The sequence below is a fragment of the Methylobacterium isbiliense genome, assembly GCF_022179325.1.
GTDB classification, from domain to species: Bacteria; Pseudomonadota; Alphaproteobacteria; order Rhizobiales; family Beijerinckiaceae; genus Methylobacterium; species Methylobacterium isbiliense.
Genome location: NZ_BPQQ01000016.1, coordinates 169,536 through 186,926, shown reverse-complemented (window position 1 = coordinate 186,926; position 17,391 = coordinate 169,536). Strand labels below are relative to the sequence as shown.

14 protein-coding genes and 1 riboswitch are annotated in these 17,391 nt (G+C 71.9%); of the genes, 9 read left to right on the top strand and 5 right to left on the bottom strand.

What is annotated here, in order from left to right:
• Positions 1-19: 19 nt before the first annotated feature.
• Both MFF61_RS07395 and MFF61_RS07390 read right to left on the bottom strand, forming a co-directional pair.
• Positions 20-2,497 (bottom strand): TonB-dependent receptor, encoded by a 2,478-nt coding sequence (locus MFF61_RS07395; protein ID WP_238234435.1) that lies wholly within the window; start codon positions 2,495-2,497, stop codon positions 20-22.
• A 487-nt stretch (positions 2,498-2,984) separates the two neighbouring features.
• Positions 2,985-5,144, bottom strand: a complete 2,160-nt coding sequence (locus MFF61_RS07390) for a transglycosylase domain-containing protein (protein ID WP_238234434.1) — start codon at positions 5,142-5,144, stop codon at positions 2,985-2,987.
• A gap of 210 nt (positions 5,145-5,354) precedes the next feature.
• Between MFF61_RS07390 and MFF61_RS07385 the strand changes: the two genes are divergently transcribed.
• The 9 genes from MFF61_RS07385 to MFF61_RS07345 all read left to right on the top strand — a co-directional run bounded on the left by MFF61_RS07385 (position 5,355) and on the right by MFF61_RS07345 (position 15,391).
• Positions 5,355-5,735, top strand: coding sequence for a VOC family protein (locus MFF61_RS07385; RefSeq protein WP_238234433.1), 381 nt, complete (start codon positions 5,355-5,357; stop codon positions 5,733-5,735).
• Positions 5,736-5,816: 81 nt separating this feature from the next.
• Complete coding sequence (locus tag MFF61_RS07380; RefSeq protein WP_238234432.1) at positions 5,817-6,668, top strand: type 1 glutamine amidotransferase; 852 nt, start codon at positions 5,817-5,819, stop codon at positions 6,666-6,668.
• 57 nt (positions 6,669-6,725) lie between these two features.
• Positions 6,726-8,627: a DNA primase gene (gene dnaG, locus MFF61_RS07375; protein WP_238234431.1), complete on the top strand. Its 1,902-nt coding sequence runs from the start codon at positions 6,726-6,728 to the stop codon at positions 8,625-8,627.
• A gap of 191 nt (positions 8,628-8,818) precedes the next feature.
• Complete coding sequence (gene rpoD, locus MFF61_RS07370) at positions 8,819-10,816, top strand: RNA polymerase sigma factor RpoD (RefSeq protein ID WP_238234430.1); 1,998 nt, start codon at positions 8,819-8,821, stop codon at positions 10,814-10,816.
• A gap of 172 nt (positions 10,817-10,988) precedes the next feature.
• The gene (locus tag MFF61_RS07365; RefSeq protein WP_238234429.1) at positions 10,989-12,239 is read left to right on the top strand and encodes an adenylate/guanylate cyclase domain-containing protein; all 1,251 of its coding nucleotides are present in this window, start codon (positions 10,989-10,991) and stop codon (positions 12,237-12,239) included.
• Between the two features lie 27 nt (positions 12,240-12,266).
• Positions 12,267-12,395: riboswitch (TPP riboswitch) on the top strand.
• Between the two features lie 65 nt (positions 12,396-12,460).
• Positions 12,461-13,675, top strand: a complete 1,215-nt coding sequence (gene thiO / locus MFF61_RS07360) for a glycine oxidase ThiO (protein ID WP_373324649.1) — start codon at positions 12,461-12,463, stop codon at positions 13,673-13,675.
• Positions 13,672-13,884 (top strand): sulfur carrier protein ThiS, encoded by a 213-nt coding sequence (gene thiS, locus MFF61_RS07355; RefSeq protein WP_238234428.1) that lies wholly within the window; start codon positions 13,672-13,674, stop codon positions 13,882-13,884. Before thiO ends, thiS begins: the two co-directional genes overlap by 4 nt.
• Before the next feature lie 54 nt (positions 13,885-13,938).
• On the top strand, positions 13,939-14,739 hold the full coding sequence (locus MFF61_RS07350; protein WP_238234427.1) for a thiazole synthase: 801 nt from the start codon (positions 13,939-13,941) through the stop codon (positions 14,737-14,739).
• Between the two features lie 10 nt (positions 14,740-14,749).
• On the top strand, positions 14,750-15,391 hold the full coding sequence (locus tag MFF61_RS07345) for a thiamine phosphate synthase (protein WP_238234426.1): 642 nt from the start codon (positions 14,750-14,752) through the stop codon (positions 15,389-15,391).
• On the opposite strand, the gene MFF61_RS07340 is transcribed toward MFF61_RS07345, so the two are convergent.
• From MFF61_RS07340 to MFF61_RS07330, 3 genes are all read right to left on the bottom strand, one after another.
• Positions 15,367-16,119, bottom strand: a complete 753-nt coding sequence (locus MFF61_RS07340; RefSeq protein WP_238234425.1) for a proteasome-type protease — start codon at positions 16,117-16,119, stop codon at positions 15,367-15,369. The two genes, MFF61_RS07345 and MFF61_RS07340, sit on opposite strands and share 25 nt — an antisense overlap.
• 112 nt (positions 16,120-16,231) lie before the next feature.
• The gene (locus MFF61_RS07335; protein WP_238234424.1) at positions 16,232-16,378 is read right to left on the bottom strand and encodes a hypothetical protein; all 147 of its coding nucleotides are present in this window, start codon (positions 16,376-16,378) and stop codon (positions 16,232-16,234) included.
• Positions 16,379-16,522: 144 nt separating this feature from the next.
• Positions 16,523-17,386: a transglutaminase family protein gene (locus MFF61_RS07330; protein WP_238234423.1), complete on the bottom strand. Its 864-nt coding sequence runs from the start codon at positions 17,384-17,386 to the stop codon at positions 16,523-16,525.
• Positions 17,387-17,391: the final 5 nt, after the last annotated feature.

Here is a 17,391-nt window from a genome sequence, read left to right as displayed (position 1 = left end):
AAATCCGGCCCGCATCCCGTCACCACGTCACCCGCATGCCCCCGTAGACCGAGAGCGGCTGGATTAGCGTGGTGGTGCGCGGATCGGCCAAGGTGTAGCGGTTGGCGAAGTTCGCCGACGTCCCCAGAAAGGTGCCGAAACTCGGCACGCGGGTGTTGAACAGGTTCGTCACCAGCCCGAATATCTCGACGTTCTTCGTGATCTGGAAACTCGTGTTGAGGTTGGCGAGCGCGTAGGCGGGCAGCTTGCGGTTGAGGTTCGACTCGTCGCCGCGGAAGTACGAGGACGAGAAGGCCGCGACGTTGAAGCCGAAGCGCCACTGCGGCGTGATCGCGTAGTCGAACCCGGCCTTGATCTGGTGCTCGGGGATCAGCGGCAGCTTGTTGCCCGGCCGCACCGTGATGAGGCCGTCATCCGCCAGCGGGTTGTTGGGCGAGGAGAGGTCGCCGCGGAACTGGAAGGTGGCGTCGACGAGCGCGTAGTTGGCATAGAGGCGCAGCCGCTCGCCCACGTACTCGGCCGACACCTCGATGCCCTGGCGCTGGGTGGCCGGCACGTTCACGAAGTAGCCGCGGGCGGCATTGCCCGGCACCGCGACCTGCAGGATGTCGTTGGAGAGGTCGGTGCGGAAGAAGCCGAGCTTGTAGTTGACGAGCCCGCCCTCGTAGACGTCCGCCACCGTGCCGCGGAAGCCCGCCTCGTAGGTGCGCGCCTCGACCTGCTTGAGCGGCGGGTCGGCGACGAGGGAGTTCGGCAGCAGGCAGGGCCGGTCGGGATTGGCGCAGGCGAGTTCGAGCGGGGTGGGCGCCCGGTTCGACTCCGAGTAGCCGCCGTAGAGGCTGAGCCAGGGATAGAACCGGTAGGTGAGGCCCGCCACCGGGTTGATGCGGGTGAAGTAGTGGGTGCCCGTCACGTCGGGCGAGAAGCCGGTCTGATCCTGGGTCGAGATGCGCGCGAAGTTCAGGCGCGCGCCCGCCGTGAGCGACAGCCGGTCGGTGACGTCGAGCGTGTCGAGGGCGTAGAGGCCCATGTAGAGGTTCGAGCCGAAGACCTGGCTCGGGGCGATGCCGAGCGCCGCCGCGGTGCGGATCGGCCCGGTGCCGAGGCCCGGGATGGTGCCGTAGACCGGGTTGTTCGGGTCGGTCGTGACGCTCAGATCGGGGTTGATGACCCCGAGCGTGCTCGCGGACTTGAAGCTGTAAGAGGCCGCGTCGATGCTGCCGCCGACGATGAAGGTGTTGGGCCGCTCGAAGAGCTGGTCGCGGTTCGTCGCCTGCAGCGTGCCGCCGTAGCTCGTCGCCTCGGTGCGCACGGTGTCGAGGGTGCCGTACGGGATGCCGGCCCGGAACGGGATGCGCTGGTTCTGCGGCCCCACGATCAGGAACTGGTTGCGGAACGCCTGGTCCGACTGGCCGGGCGCGCGCTCGAAGCCGTCATCCTCGAAGCACAGGAAGCCGCGGAAGGACGAGCGCGTGCTGCAATTCTCGAAATTGCCGTCGTTGCCGTCGACCACGAACTGGCTGAAGCGGCGGACATAGGCCACGCCCGACATGTCCCAGGTCGGCGAGAGGTTGACCTTGCCGGTGACCTGGATCTGGCCGACCTCGGTGTCGATGGTCTGCGGCGAGGTGAAGATCGCCCGCTCGTTGAGGCGGGTGAAGTCGACCGGCGCGGCGGCGGCGGCGCCGAAGAAGGTCTTGGCGCCCGAGGCGATCAGATGGAACTCGGAATCGGGCGTGCGGTGGCCGAGATCGGCGTAGACCCGTCCGATCTCGGAGGGCGACTGGAAGCGCCAGCCGCGGTCGCGCAGGCCCTCGCCCGCGAAGTAGAAGCTCCAGGGCCCGATCACCTCGCCGTATTGCAGGGTGCCGAGGATGCGGCCGTCGGAGCCGCCCATCACGGACACCTCCTTGCCCTGCCACGTGAAGCCGTTCTTCATCTCGATGTTGACCGCGCCGCCGAGCGCGTTGAGGCCGAAGATCGGGTTGCCGGTGACGATGTCGAGGCGGTTGATGGCGACCTGCGGGATCAGGTCCCAGTTCACCACGTCGCCGAACGCCTCGTTGATCCGCACGCCGTTCTGGTAGACGGCGAGGCCCTGCGGGGCGCCCTGGAGCGGCGAGGCGTCGAAGCCGCGATAGGTCACCGTCTGGCGGAAGCTGTTGCCCTGGCCGTCCGAGACGTTCACGCCCGGCGTGGTGCGGGCGAGCGTGAAGGTCGGGTCGAGCGTCGCGCGGTCCTGCTCGAACTGGCGCGCGGTCACGGTCTCGACGGTGAACGGGACCTTGCTCAGGGGCAGGCTGCCCCCTGTCGGCACCCGCGCGCCGGTCTCGGAGCGGCCGATGCCGCCCGCCCCGCCGACCGGCGTGACCGGCACTACGTCGATGGTGTCGAGCGCGATCGTATCGCCCTGCGCCGCGGCGCGTCCGCCCAGGCTCGCGATCGCACAGGGAACCAGGATCGTCGTGAGCAGCAGGCCACGGCGAAACGCAGACATCGGACCCCTCCAGACCCAGGCGATTGCTCGCTCATCGGCACAGCTGCGCCGTTGGCCAGGGAGATAGCGACTTTCTCAGTTCCGCCGCAATCCCGCCTCCCTGGTACTTGCGTCGGAGATGGTAGATAAGGCATGATCGGTCGAAGGATGAGACGCCTCGTGCCCTTTCTGCAACAAGCTGAAGACCGGGAGAATGGGCAATCGGGATAATTCGGCAATCGGAATTGCTTGATTATCCTGGTGCTGGATTTCGCAGGGGCTGGATCGGACCCTCGGGAAGCTGAGTTGCCGGCACTGGCACGGCCCGCGGCTCACGAAACCGGGCGGCCCTTGAAGCCGAGACTGCAAGTCGGCAGCCTGGTCTGGTTCCGGGTGGGGCGCCGAGCGGCGGTGAGCAGCCGCGCGGCGCCTCCTTTGGCGCCCACGACCGAGACGCGCCGGTCGCCCGGGACAGGTCCGCGGGCGAGGCGGCGCACCGGAGCCCGCGCTACTCGCCGATGCCGAACAGCCGCTCCAGGAAGTTGCGGTCCTCGCGGCTCGGGCCGCCGCGGCCCTGCTGGGGCACCGGCCGGGCCGGGGCGGGCGCGGGCGAGTCGCCGATGAGCTCGCCGATCAGGCCGCCCAGCCCGGTGTCGGACCCCGCCGCCGCGACCGCGTTGCCGCCCCGCCGCCAGCGTCCCGCGCCGGGCAGCGCCGCGACCTTGTCGGCCCGCAGCGCCGTCGTCATGAAGCGGTTCCAGACCTCCACCGGCAGATTGCCGCCCGAGACGCGCTTGGTCGATTCGCCGTCGTCGTTGCCGAGCCACACGCCCGTCACCAGGGTGTTCGAGTAGCCGACCACCCAGGCATCGCGAAAATCCTGGCTGGTGCCGGTCTTGCCCGCGAGGTCGTAGCCCGGGATGTCGCCCTTCTTGGCGGTGCCGCTGACGAAGACCTCGTGCAGCATCGCGTTCATCATGCCGACCGCGGCGGGATCGACCACCCGCCCGAGCCCGGCGGGGCTGCGCTTGTAGACCACCTTGCCGCCCACCGTCTTCACGCTGGCGATCACGTACGGGATCACCCCGGTGCCCCCGTTGGCGAAGACCGCGTAGGCGCCCACGAGTTCGAGCGGCGTCACCTCCGAGGTGCCGAGCGCGATCGAGGCGTTGGCCTGGAGCGGCGAGGTGATGCCGAGGCGCTGCGCGGTCTGCACCACGGCCTTCGGCCCCACCTCCAGCCCGAGCTTCACCGCCACCGTGTTGAGCGAGTGGGCGAGCGCCTCGCGCAGCGTCACCGCCCCGGCGTAGCTGCGGGTGTAGTTCTCCGGGCTCCAGCCCTTCACGCTCACGGGGCTGTCCTCGCGCACCGTGTCGGGGGTGAGGCCGCGCTCGATCGCCGCGAGGTAGACGAACGGCTTGAAGGCCGAGCCGGGCTGGCGCTTGGCGGTGGTGGCGCGGTTGAACTGGCTCTGCGCGTAGTCGCGCCCGCCCACCAGCGCGCGGATCGCTCCGTCCGGGCGCATCGCCACGACCGCGCCCTGGCCGACGTTGAAGCGCGCACCCTTCTGGTTGAGTTCGTCCACCAGCGCCTTCTCGGCCGCCGCCTGGAGCACCGGATCGACGGTGGTCGAGACCGTCACGTCGGTCTCGATGGTGCCGACGAAGTCGTCGAGCACGTCCATCACGAGGTCGGCGACGTAGTTGGCCGAGCCGCCGCCCGGGGCGCGGGCGGGCTTGGCCGGCTTGTCGAGCGCGGCCTTGGCCTCGCTGGGCTTGGCGAAGCCGAGATCCTGCATCGCGGCGAGCACCTGGGCGGCGCGGGCCTGCGCGGCCGGCAGGTTGCGGTTGGGCGCGAGCCGCGAGGGCGCCTGCACCAGGCCGCCCAGCATGGCGGCTTCCGCGAGCGTCACGTCCTTGGCGGGCTTGGCGAAGTAGCGCTGTGCCGCCGCCTCGACCCCGTAGGCGCCCGCGCCGAAATAGACCCGGTTGAGGTAGAGTTCGAGGATCTCGTCCTTGGAGTAGCGGTGCTCCAGCCAGAGGGCGAGGATCGCCTCCTGGATCTTGCGCGAGGCGGTGCGCTCCTGGGTGAGGAACAGGTTCTTGGCGAGCTGCTGCGTCAGGGTCGAGCCGCCCTGCGCCACGCCCCGCGAGGTCAGGTTGCGGAACAGCGCCCGGGCGATACCGATGGGATCGATGCCGAGATGGTTGTAGAAGCGCCGGTCCTCGATCGCCACGAAGGCCCGCGGCAGATGAGGCGGCAACTCGCGGATCGCCACCGTGCGCCCGCCGGTCTCGCCGCGGTTGGCGAGCAGCGAGCCGTCGCTCGCCAGGATGGCGATGTTCGGGGGGCGCTTGGGCACGGCGAGCTGGTCGATCGGCGGCAGCTGCGAGGCGTGGTAGGCGACGACGCCCGCGAGCGCGACCACGCCCCAGACCCCCAGGATGACGAGGCCGTAGACGAGGCGCCCCAGGAGCGAGCGCCTGCGCCGCGGGGCGGGGGCGGACGGGCGCCCGCCGGCCCGCTTGGCCCCCGTCGTCTTCGATCGTGCCACGCCCGCCCCCGCCCGGTCGCCCCGCGTCAGGCGCAGGTCGAGCGCGGCCGGATCCGGGCGCCCCTCCGGCGCGTCGAATCTCGGCTCGACCCGACCACCGCGTCCCTTCGCCATCTCGTCCACCCTCGTGATCCCGGGCGAACCGGCCCGCAGCCGCGAGGGGAGCCTCCAGAGCCCCGCTCGCGCGGCGATATCGGTTCGAGCGGGTCCTGGGAGAGACGTTAAATGAGGCGGGTTTAAGGGGCGTTAACCGAAAAATTAGCGATATTCCATAAAACCTTAGCGCCGCGATCGGGTGTCGCGGGTCAAGCCCCGGAGCGAGCCGTGCCGCGTACCGAGATCATTCCCTACCTGTTCTACCGCGACGTGCCGGCCGCCCTCGGCTGGCTCTCTCGCGCCTTCGGGTTCCGCGAGGAGCTGCGCGTGCCGACGCCCTCCGGTATCCACGCCGAGATGTCGCTCGACGGTGGCCGGATCATGATGGGGCAGGGGGCCGCCGATCCGCGCCTGCGCCCGCCGGGCGCGTCGGGCCCCGCCAGCCAGGGCGTCTTCATCTTCCTTGCCGACATCGACGCCCATTGCGCGCGGGCTGAGGCCGCCGGGGCCGCGATCGTCTCGCCGCTGACGGACCTGCCCTACGGCCGCAGCTACACCGCGCACGATCCCGAGGGGCATCCCTGGTACTTCACGCAAAGACCGGTCTGACCGCGCCTGCGACGCTCGGGCCCCGGAACAGCCCCGGACACCCCACGTTGCGCCCTGGCAACGACGAGGGGAACGGGATCGATGCTGCGTCTGCTCGTGGCGGACGGGAACGAGCGCGCGGGCCGTGCCCGCCACGTCCGCCTGTGCGGGAAGACCTCCGCGGAGACCTATGCGGGCGTGCTGCGGGCGCTCGCCCCCGACGCGGCCTGCGACCTCCTGGCGCCCGCCGACGCGGACGCGGCGCTGCCGCCGGGGCTCGCGGCCTATGACGGCCTCGTCTTCACCGGCTCGACCCTGCGGGTCGCCGAGGGCGGCCCCGCGGTGATCCGGCAGGTGGAGCTGATGCGCGCCGCCCTCGCGCAGGGCGTACCGGTCTTCGGCTCCTGCTGGGGCGTTCAGGTCGCGGCGACGCTCGCGGGCGGCGAGGCGCGGGAGAACCCGCGCGGGCCGGAATACGGGTTCGCCCGCAACCTCGCGCCGAGTGCGGCGGGCCGCGAGCACCCGCTTCTCGCGGGACGCCCGCCGGCCTACGACGCGCCGGCGATCCACAGCGACGCGGTGGTCGTGCCCCCGCCCGGCAGCACCGTGCTGGCCGGGAACGGCCGCCTCGACGTGCAGGCCATCGCGCTCGACTACGAGGGCGGCACCTTCTGGGGCACGCAATACCATCCCGAACTCGACCTCGACGAGGTCGCGGCGATGCTGCGGCTGAGCGCCCGCGAGATCGTCGGCGCGGGGTTCTGCGCCGACGATGCGGTGGTGGAGGCCCATGCGCGGGCGCTGCGCGACCTCCACGACGATCCGGCCGGCCATGCCGACCTCGCGTGGCGATTCGGCCTCGGCCCGGAGGTGCTGGAGACGGTGCGGCGGCGCCGGGAGATCGGCAACTTCCTCGACGCGCTGGTGCGGCCCGTGCGGGCGCAGCGGCGTTAGGACTCTGCGGAGGCTGGCGCGCTATAAGGGCCGTCCGTTCAGTCGCCGGACCGCCGCGTGCGCTACCCGCCCCATCTCCTCGACGAAATCCGGACCCGGCTGCCGCTCTCGGACCTGGTCGGGCGCAAGGTGCGCCTGAAGAAGGCCGGGCGCGAGTGGCGCGGGCTCTCGCCCTTCAATGCCGAGAAGACCCCGTCCTTCTATGTCAACGACCAGAAGCAATTCTACCACTGCTTCTCGTCCGGCAAGCACGGCGACCATTTCCGGTTCCTGCAGGAGACCGAGGGCCTGAGCTTCCCGGAAGCCGTGGAGCGGCTGGCGGGCGAGGCCGGCGTGCCCCTGCCCGCGCCGAGCCGCGAGAGCCGCGACACCGAGGAGCGGCGGCGCGGCGCCCTGGAGGTGATGGAACTGGCCGCGGCCTTCTTCGCCGACCACCTCGCGGGCCGCACCGGCGCCCGCGCCCGCGACTACCTCTCCCGGCGGGGCCTGGGCGAATCGGTGGTGCGGGACTTCCGGCTCGGCTACGCGCCGCCCGAGCGCTACGCGCTGCGCGACCACCTCGCCGCCCGCGACGTCTCCGCCGAGGCCATGATCGAACTCGGCCTGCTCATCGGCGGGGAGGACATCGCAGTCCCGTACGACCGCTTCCGCGACCGGGTGATCTTCCCGATCCGCGACCTGCGCGGCCGGGTGATCGCCTTCGGCGGGCGGGCGCTCGCGCCGGACGCCAAGCCCAAATACCTCAACTCCCCGGAGACGCCGCTCTTCCACAAGGGCGCGATGCTCTACAACCACCACGCCGCCCGACAGGCCGCGCACGACACCGGCCGGGTGATCGCCGTCGAGGGCTACGTCGACGTGATCGCCATGGCGCTGGCCGGCCACCCCGAGACGGTGGCGCCACTCGGCACGGCGCTGACGGAGGAGCAGCTCGCACTCCTCTGGCGCATGGCCGACGAGCCGATCCTCTGCTTCGACGGCGACGGGGCGGGGCGGCGCGCGGCCTATCGCGCCCTCGATGTGGCGCTGCCCGGCCTTGTGCCCGGCAAGTCCCTGCGCTTCGCCCTGCTGCCCGAGGGCCAGGACCCCGACGACCTGCTGCGCTCGGGCGGGGCGGCGGCGATCGACCGGGTGCTCGCCGGGGCGCGGCCCCTCGTGGACGTGCTGTGGTCGCGCGAGAGCGAGATGAGCCCCGTCGACACGCCCGAGCGCCGGGCCGGCCTCGCGCAGCGCCTGCGGGAGATGGTGGGCCAGATCCGCGACGAGACGCTCAAGCGCTTCTACCGCGACGAGATCGAGGCGCGGCTGCGCACGCTCGGGCCCGGCGCCGCACCGCGGGGGCGCCGCGAGGCGGGCGCCTTCGTGCCCCGACCCCGCGGGGCGCCGGAGCGCGCCGCCTCGCCGCGTCTCACCGCGAGGGCGAGTCCGCTGCTCGCGCGCTCCTCGCTGTTCTCCGGCGGCTCCTCGTCGCGCGAGGCGCTGATCATCGCGGTGCTGCTGGTCCATCCCGGCCTGCTCTCCGGGGCGGCCGCCGACCTCGCCGAGGATCTGGCGGATCTCGACCTGACGAGCCCCGACGCGACGGCCCTGCGCGACGTGCTGATCGGCCATGCGGCGGAGGGCGAGGCCGAGGCGACCCTGCTCGACGGTCGCCTTGCCCGGGCCGGGCTCACCCCGGCGGCCGGGCGGATCGCCGCGCTGGTGCGCCCGGGCGACCGCTGGGCGCTCGATCCGCACGCCGATCCGGTGCGGCTCGAAGACGCGCTCCGGCAGGCCGTGATCTTGCACCGCAACGCCGGATCTCTACATAGCGAACTCCGGGCGGCCGAACGGGCCCTTGCCGAAGATCACACCGAGGCCAATTTCGCATGGCTGTGCGACGTGAAGGATCGCCTCGCACGGGTGGCCGCCGCCGAGGCGGAGACGGACGTGCCGGACGGGGGCTCCGATCCGCACTGACGCGCGAGGCGTGACTTCGGGGCCAGGGGCGGGATAGTTAACAGTAAGTCAAGCGTAGCGCTTGCAGATTGCGACGGAGATTCGAGGGCGGCAGGGCCGGTGGCTCCGCTGCCCGTCTGTACATCGCGGTGCCGACGAGGCGGGGCGCTCTCCCGTTCCGGGCGGGCCGGCACCGGAACCATAGGCTGAACATGGCGACGAAGGCAACGGAACGAGAAGAGACCGAAGCGGCTCCCGAGCAGCAGACCGATGGACCGCTCCTCGACCTGACGGATGCCTCCGTCAAACGGATGATCAAGCTCGCCAAGAAGCGCGGCTACGTCACCTACGACGAGCTCAACGAGGTTCTGCCTCAGGAGGAATTCACCTCCGAGCAGATCGAGGACGTGCTCGGGCAGCTCTCCGAACTCGGCGTGAACGTCGTCGAGGCGGAGGAGGCCGACGAGAACCAGGCCGAGGGCGGCGAGGCGAGCGAGGACGAGGAGCCCGCCGAGGGCACCGAGGTCGCCGAGGTGGCCCAGACCCGGCCGGCCGTGCTGCGCACCGAGACCACCAAGGAGCCGACCGACCGCACGGACGACCCCGTGCGCATGTACCTGCGCGAGATGGGCTCGGTGGAGCTGCTCTCGCGTGAGGGCGAGATCGCCATCGCCAAGCGCATCGAGGCCGGGCGCGAGGCGATGATCGCGGGCCTCTGCGAGAGCCCGCTGACCTTCCAGGCCATCATCATCTGGCGCGACGAGCTCGTCGACGGCCGGGTGCTCCTGCGCGACATCATCGACCTCGAAGCGACCTATGCCGGCCCGGACGGCCGCGGCGGTCCCGCGGAGGGCGAGGGCGAGCCGGAGGCCGAGGGCGAGGCGCCCGACGGCGACGGGCCGGCCCCCGAACCCGAGGGTGACGAGGACGACCTCGAGAACAACGTCTCGCTCTCGGCGATGGAAGCCGAGCTGAAGCCGCGGGTGCTGGAGACCTTCGACGCCATCGCGGACAATTACCGCAAGCTGCGCAAGGTCCAGGCCGACCAGGCCGAGACCCGCCTGCAGGGCGGCGACGCGAGCGAGAAGCAGGGCCGCCAGTACGCGGACCTCAAGAACCGCATCGTCGCCGACGTGAAGTCGCTCTCGCTCAATGCCAACCGCATCGAGGCGCTAGTCGAGCAGCTCTACGACATCAACAAGCGGCTCATCTCCCAGGAGGGCCGCCTGATGCGGCTCGCCGAGAGCCATGGTGTGGCCCGCGACGAGTTCCTGCGCCATTACCAGGGTTACGAACTCGACCCGCACTGGGTCGAGCGCGTGGGCAAGCTCGGCGGCAAGGGCTGGAAGAACTTCACCGAGCGCGGCAGCGAGGGCATCAGGACGCTTCGCGAGCAGATCACCTCGCTCGCCTCCGAGACCGGCCTGGAGATCCAGGAGTACCGGAAGATCGTCCACATGGTCCAGAAGGGCGAGCGCGAAGCCCGGCAGGCCAAGAAGGAGATGATCGAGGCGAACCTCAGGCTCGTGATCTCGATCGCCAAGAAGTACACCAACCGCGGCCTGCAGTTCCTGGACCTGATCCAGGAGGGCAACATCGGCCTGATGAAGGCGGTGGACAAGTTCGAGTACCGGCGCGGCTACAAGTTCTCGACCTACGCGACGTGGTGGATCCGGCAGGCGATCACCCGCTCGATTGCCGACCAGGCCCGCACGATCCGCATTCCCGTGCACATGATCGAGACGATCAACAAGATCGTCCGCACCTCGCGCCAGATGCTGCACGAGATCGGCCGCGAGCCGACCCCGGAGGAGCTGGCCGAGAAGCTGGCGATGCCGCTGGAGAAGGTGCGCAAGGTCCTCAAGATCGCCAAGGAGCCGATCTCCCTCGAAACGCCGATCGGCGACGAGGAGGATTCCCACCTCGGCGACTTCATCGAGGACAAGAACGTCGTTCTGCCGATCGACGCGGCGATCCAGTCGAACCTGCGCGAGACCACCACCCGGGTGCTCGCCTCGCTCACGCCGCGCGAGGAGCGCGTGCTGCGCATGCGCTTCGGCATCGGCATGAACACCGACCACACCCTCGAAGAGGTCGGCCAGCAGTTCAGCGTCACCCGCGAGCGCATCCGCCAGATCGAGGCGAAGGCGCTGCGCAAGCTCAAGCACCCGAGCCGGTCGCGCAAGCTGCGGAGCTTCCTCGACAACTGAGGCGCGGGAGACCGCGCCTCCGAGCCGACCGGAATCGTCGCGCGGCATCGCCTCTCCGGCACCGGAGAGGCGATGCCGTTTTCACATCGGCCCGCCGCGGCCGCATCGCCCCGCCCATCCGCCGGGGCCTGCCAGCCTTGCCTTGGCCGTGAGGCCAACCCATCTCCGGCCCATGCGCCGTTCCGCTCCACCCACTCCCCCCCAGCACCCGACAGCGGAGGCGGACGGATCGGAGGCCGGCGCCATTCCGATCGGGCTCTTCCGGGCCTGCGTCGCCCTGCGGGACTGGCTGCTCAGCGAGGGCGCGCGGCTGCCCGAATCCGGGGATCTGCTGGGCGGACTGGCCCAGCGCCTCAACGACCTCGGCATTCCGGTCGACCGGGCCACCACGGCGATCGACGCCCTGCATTCGGAATACACCGGCGTCGGCCGGTTCTGGACCCGGGAGGGCGGGGTCACCCTGCGGCTCTTCCCGCACGGCGAAGCCTCCGACCGGGCGCTCGCCGAGAGCCCCTTCGCGGTCGTCTACGCGACCGGCGAGTGGCTGCTGCTCGATCTCGACAAGACGCCCGACGACCGCTTCGGCATCGTCGCGGAATTGAAGGCCGCCGGCTACCGCCACCACCTCACCATTCCGATCTTCTTCACCAACGGCACCAACAACGGCGTCACCTTCGCGACCCGGTCGCCCGCGGGTTTTTCGGCCGAGAACCTTGCCATCCTGCGCTTCATCGTGCCGACGCTCTCGGCCGTGATGGAGATGCGCGGCCTCAACACCCGCCTCGATCAGGTGCTGCGGATCTATGTCGGCGACGGGCCGCACCACGCGATCCTGTCCGGCTCGATCCGGCGGGGCCAGGTGGAGCGCATCCGCTCGGCGATCCTGTTCGCCGACATGCGCAGCTACACCCACCTCACGGCGGCCCTGACCCCGGAGGCGTCGGTGGAGCTGCTGAACACCTACTTCGACTGCCTCGTGCCGCCGATCGAGAGCGAGGGCGGCGAGGTGCTGAAATACATGGGCGACGGCCTGCTCGCGATCTTCCGCGAGACCGGCGACGGCCTCGGCGGCGCGGCCCAGAGCGCGCTCACCGCCGCCCAGACGGCGCTGCGGCGCCTCGACGAGGCGAACGCGGCGGCGCGCTTTCCTGCCCGCATCAGCGCCGGCATCGCCCTGCACCACGGCGAGGCGGCCTACGGCAATGTCGGCTCGGGCGCGCGGCTCGACTTCACGGTGATCGGCCGCGACGTGAACCTCGCGAGCCGGCTCGCCAAGCTCAACAAGCAGCTCGGCGAACCGCTGCTGATGTCGAAGCCCTTCGTGGACTTTCTCTGGGGGGATCCTGAGCCGCTGGGCAGCCATCCCCTCGACGGCATCCCGGAGGAGATCGCGATCTACCGCCCGGCCCGGCCCGGTGGTTGACGGCGGGCCGGCCCTCGCCCACATTCCGTCCGTTCCAGGGAGATCCCCGGCAAGGGGCTGAGACACCGCTGGAGCCGCCTTCGGGCCGCTCGGCGCGGAAATCCTTCGAACCTGATCCGGCTCATACCGGCGTAGGGATTGGACGGGGTCCGCGGACCTTAGCGCTTCAGCGAAGAACGGGCGCAGCGTTCACTCTCTACGGGCCACCGTGGAGACCTTGGTTGCGTTCCTCCCCTGCATCCCCGATCGGCCGGCGCCGCGGCGAGGAGGCCGCCCCGGCGAACGACCGATTGCCCGAGCGCGCCGACGTCGCGGTGGTCGGGGCCGGGCTGATCGGCCTGTCGGTCGCGTGGCGCCTTGCGCAGGCCGGGCTCTCGGTCGCCGTGCTGGAGCGCGGCCGGGCGGGCGACGGTGCGAGCCTGGCGGCCACCGGCATGCTGGCCGCGGCGGCGGAGCACGAGCCCGGCGGCGATCGGCTGCTGCCCCTGGCGCTGGAGAGCCAGCGCCTCTGGGCCGGCTTCCGCGACGATCTCGAAGCGGCCTCCGGCCAGGGCATCGACTACCGGCGGGAGGGCACCCTGGTGATCGCGCTCGGGCGCGACGAGGTGGAGCGCCTGCGCTTCCGCCACGACCTGCAGCGCCGGGCCGGGCTCGCGACCGAATGGCTCTCCGGTCCGCAGGTGCGCGCCCGCGAGCCGGGCCTGCGCCCCACCGTCACGGCCGGCCTCTTCTGCCCAGAGGACCATCAGGTCGACCCCGCCCGCGTCATGGCGGCCCTGCGGCGCGCCCTGCGCGCGGCGGGCGGGCGCCTCGTGGAGGAATGCACGGTCGAGGCGCTGGAGCGCGCGGGCGGGCGCGTCGTCGGCCTGCGCACCGCGGCGGGCGTGCTGCGGGCCGGCACCGTCGTGCTGGCCTCCGGCGCCTGGGCCGGGGAGGGGAGCTTGGTGCCCGACCTCGCCCTGCCGGTGCGGCCGCTCAAGGGCCAGGCGCTGGCCCTGCGGATGACGCCGCGCAGCGGGCGGCTCGATCACGTGGTCTGGACCGAGCAGATCCACATGGCGCCGAAGGGCGACGGCCACCTCATCGTCGGGGCGACCGTCGAGGAATGCGGCTTCGACGCGACGCTCACGGCCGGCGGCCTGTTCGCCCTGCTGGAAGGCGCGCGCCGGGCCTGTCCGGGCATCGAGGAGATGCCGGTCGAGGGCGTCTGGACCGGCTTCCGCCCGACCTCCGACGACGACGCGCCGCTCCTCGGCGAGGCGCTGCCGGGCCTCGTCCTGGCGGTCGGCCACCACCGCAACGGCTACCTCCTGGCGCCCGTCACCGCCGCCGCCATCGCCGGCCTGATCCTGCGCGGCGCGCTGCCGCCTGTGGCCGCTCCCTTCGGTCCCGGGCGGTTCCGTCCCGCCGCCGACCGCCTGCGGGGGCACTCATGAGGCTGACCGTCAACGGCGAGCCCCGAGAGTGCGACGCCGAGACCCTCGACGCCCTCTGGCGCCAGGAGACGGCCGACCTCGACCTGCCCGGTCCGCAGGGCTTCGCCATCGCGCTCAACGGCGCCGTGGTGCGGCGCGGCGACTGGGCCCGGACCCGGCTCGCGGAGGGCGACCGGGTCGAGATCGTGCGGGCGATGCAGGGCGGGTGAGGCCCCTCTCAAGCCCGATCGCGCATGGCGCGCCTGTTTTTCGGAGTTGCGAGCATGACCGACACCGTCACCCCCATCGCCCGAGAGGCCGACGACGCGCTGGTGATCGCCGGCACGCGGCTGCGCTCCCGCCTGCTCATCGGCACCGCCGGCTACCCCACCCAGGCCATCATGGCGGAAGCCGTGCGGGCGAGCGGCGCCGAGGTGGCGACGGTGTCGATCCGGCGCGTGTCGCTGAAGGGCCACGGCTCCGACACCGTCTCGATGCTCGGCGGATTCCGCTTCCTGCCCAACACCGCCGGCTGCGAGACCGCCCGCGACGCCGTGATGACCGCCGAACTCGCCCGCGAGGCGCTCGGCACCAACTGGATCAAGGTCGAGGTCATCGGCGACCGGGAGACCCTGTATCCGGACGCGGCCGAGACGATCGAGGCCACGCGCCAGCTCGTCGATGCCGGCTTCGTCGTCCTGCCCTACTGCAACGACGATCCGGTGGTGTGCAGCCGGCTCGCCGATCTCGGCGCGGCCGCGGTGATGCCGATGGGCTCGCTGATCGGCTCCGGCATGGGCGTCGCGAATCCGGCCAACCTCGAACTGATCTGCCGCCGCTCGCCCGTCCCGGTGATCGTGGATGCCGGCATCGGCACGGCCTCCGACGCGGTGATCGCGATGGAGCTCGGGGCGGCGGCGGTGCTGCTCAACACCGCGGTGGCCAAGGCCGACGATCCGGTGCGCATGGCCCGCGCCATGCGCCACGCCGTCGAGGCCGGCCGCCTCGCCCATGGCGCCGGACGCATCCCGCGGCGCGCCCGGGCCGAACCGTCGAGCCCGCAGCTCGGCCTCGTCGGCTCGTGATGCCCGGCGCATGAACCCGCTGCCGTCGCGGCTCCTCGTCGTCACGGACCGGCACGGCGCGGCGATGCCGCTCCCCGACCGCATCGGGGCGGCGCTCGCGGGCGGCGCCCGCTGGATCTGGCTGCGCGACCGCGACCTGCCCGACGACGAGCGCGCCGCCCTGGCGGCGGCCCTGATCGGGCAGGTCGCGGCCGCGGGCGGCCGCCTGACCATCGGACGCGACGTCGCGCTCGCCGAGCGGATCGGCGCGGACGGCGTCCATCTCGGCGAGGCCGCCGCCGTCGCGCCGGCGCGGGCGCGGCTCGGCGCCCGGGCGCTCCTCGGCCTCTCGGCCCATTCCCTCTCGGAGGTCGCGGCCGCGCGCGAGGTGGGCGCCGATTACGTCACCCTGAGCCCGATCTTCGCCAGCGCGAGCAAGCCCGGCTACGGCCCGGCGCTCGGCCTGGAGGGGTTGCGTGCGGCCTGCCGCCTCGGCCTGCCGGTGCTGGCCCTCGCCGGGGTCACACCGGCGACCGCTCCCGCCTGCCTGCGCGCGGGCGCGGCCGGGATCGCCGTGATGGGCGGGGTGATGCGCGCGGAGGATCCCGCGGCGGCGGCGCGAGACCTCCTCGCCGCCTGCGGCCACGCTCAGGACGAACTCGGCGGCCCGTAGGGCGGGCGCGGGATCGCCCGATGGGCGGCGCGCAGGGCCGCCGACCAGCGCTCGCGCAGGTCGTGGAAATAGGGCTCGCCCGCCTCGATCCGGTGCACGACCTCCGTGCGGGCGGTGCCGCGGCGGACCACCACGAGGTCGATCGGCAGGCCGACGCCGAGATTCGAGCGCATGGTCGAATCGATCGAGATCAGCCCGACCTTGAGCGCGTCATAGATCTCGGTCCGGAAGGTCACCGCGCGGTCGAGGATCGGCTTGCCGTACTTGTGCTCGCCGATCTGCAGGAATGGTGCGTCCTGCGTGCAGGCGATGAAGTTGCCGGCCGAGTAGACCATGTAGAGCCTCATCGGCCCGTCGCCGATCTGGCCGCCGAACAGGAACGACACCTCGAAGCGCAGCTGCGCCGCCTCGAAGCCCTCGCGCTCGATCGCCCGCACGCGGCGGATCGCCCGGCCGATAAGCTGGGCGGCGCGGAACATCGTCGGTGCCTCGTAGAGGGTCTCCCGGGTGCCCGTCTCGGGATCCTCGACGCCCTCCGCCAGCATCGCGACCACGGATTGCGTCAGCGAGAGGTTGCCGGCGGAGGCGAGCGCCATCACGCGCTCGCCGGGCACCTCGAACAGGTGCAGCTTGCGGAAGGTCGAGATGTCGTCGAGACCCGCATTGGTGCGGGTGTCGGCGATCATCACGAGGCCGTCCTCGACCAGGATCCCGACGCAGTAGGTCATCGCGTGGCGCTCCCCTGGAGTCTCTCGCCGGACGACGCGTCCGCTCACCCTGGCGCAACTGGTGGGACGGGTCCAGACGCAAGCGCGGCAGGTCGCCGGCCTGCCGGGCGGCTCAGCGGCCGAGGCCGAGGAAGCGCAGCGCGCGTTCCACGATGCGGCGGCCCGACGTCTCGACCGAATCGGCGAAGACCGCGCCCGCGATGACGGAGGCCGTCATGGTGAGCAGATGGGCGAACGAGAAATCGAACGGGATGGCCATGATCGTGCGGGGGTTCGGTCGGATGGGCGTTGCGCACGAAGAGTCGGGGCGCATCCCTGTCCTTGACGTTAAGGCGCCCCGCCTTCAAGGCCGCGCCGATCGATTTGGCGCCGCCGTCGCATTCACGCCACGGCGCCTCGCGGCTCAGGTCTGCGACTGGGCTTGGGCCTGGGCCTGCGTCTCGGCCTGGGGCTGCGCGCGCGCGTCGTCGACCGTCACCCGCACCCGCATGGTCTCGGTGCCCCCGCCGATGCGGCTGCCGCGCACCGGCGCGGCATCAAGGTAGTCGAGGCCGACCGCGACCCGCAGATGCGCCTCGGTGGCCGAGATGCCGAAGCAGGGGTCGAAGCCGACCCAGCCGAGATCGGGCACCAGCCCCTCCACCCAGGCGTGTCCGGCCTCCTGCGCGGTGGTGGTCTCCCGGTAGTAGTAGCCCGAGACGTAGCGCACCGGGATCTCCAGGTGCCGGGCCGCCGCGATGAAGATGTGGGCGAGGTCCTGGCCGACGCCCTCGCGCAGCGCGAAGGCCTCCGCGGCGGTGCTGTGCGCGTCGGTCGGCCCGCCGGGGGCGTAGCGCACCTCGCGGTGGATCGCGTCCACCAGCCGGTGCAGGCGGCCCAGCGTATCCGGGCCGGCCCCGCCGACCGCGTCGTCCGCGAAGGTGCGGATCGCCTCGTCGGCGACGGCGAAGCGCGACTCGCGCAGGTAGAACGGGTCGGGCAGGCGCTCGACCGCGCCCCGCACCACGCCGTGGGTCTCGCTGGTCTCGACCTCGCCAGTCACCCGCATCACCAGCGCCACCTCCGGCCCGTCGGCGCTGAACACGTGCACGACGTTGCCGAACCCGTCCTCCCGCCGCGCCAGGCGCCCGTCGGCGGTCGGCTCGATGCGCCACGCGCGCACGTGCTGGCCGTCGTGGTCGCGCGGCGTGAGGCGCAGCATCTGGATCAGGCCGCGGGCCGGCGACTCGTACTCGTAGGCCGTCTCGTGAACGACGCGGATGCGCATGGGGC

What these genes read in the sequence shown, in the direction of transcription:
- MFF61_RS07395 (WP_238234435.1), bottom strand. Translation starts at nt 2,497, where the DNA reads ATGTCTGCGTTTCGCCGTGGCCTGCTGCTCACGACGATCCTGGTTCCC.
- MFF61_RS07390 (WP_238234434.1), bottom strand. Translation starts at nt 5,144, where the DNA reads ATGGCGAAGGGACGCGGTGGTCGGGTCGAGCCGAGATTCGACGCGCCG.
- MFF61_RS07380 (WP_238234432.1), top strand. Translation starts at nt 5,817, where the DNA reads ATGCTGCGTCTGCTCGTGGCGGACGGGAACGAGCGCGCGGGCCGTGCC.
- rpoD (WP_238234430.1), top strand. Translation starts at nt 8,819, where the DNA reads ATGGCGACGAAGGCAACGGAACGAGAAGAGACCGAAGCGGCTCCCGAG.
- MFF61_RS07365 (WP_238234429.1), top strand. Translation starts at nt 10,989, where the DNA reads ATGCGCCGTTCCGCTCCACCCACTCCCCCCCAGCACCCGACAGCGGAG.
- thiS (WP_238234428.1), top strand. Translation starts at nt 13,672, where the DNA reads ATGAGGCTGACCGTCAACGGCGAGCCCCGAGAGTGCGACGCCGAGACC.
- MFF61_RS07350 (WP_238234427.1), top strand. Translation starts at nt 13,939, where the DNA reads ATGACCGACACCGTCACCCCCATCGCCCGAGAGGCCGACGACGCGCTG.
- MFF61_RS07345 (WP_238234426.1), top strand. Translation starts at nt 14,750, where the DNA reads ATGAACCCGCTGCCGTCGCGGCTCCTCGTCGTCACGGACCGGCACGGC.
- MFF61_RS07340 (WP_238234425.1), bottom strand. Translation starts at nt 16,119, where the DNA reads ATGACCTACTGCGTCGGGATCCTGGTCGAGGACGGCCTCGTGATGATC.
- MFF61_RS07335 (WP_238234424.1), bottom strand. Translation starts at nt 16,378, where the DNA reads ATGGCCATCCCGTTCGATTTCTCGTTCGCCCATCTGCTCACCATGACG.
- MFF61_RS07330 (WP_238234423.1), bottom strand. Translation starts at nt 17,386, where the DNA reads ATGCGCATCCGCGTCGTTCACGAGACGGCCTACGAGTACGAGTCGCCG.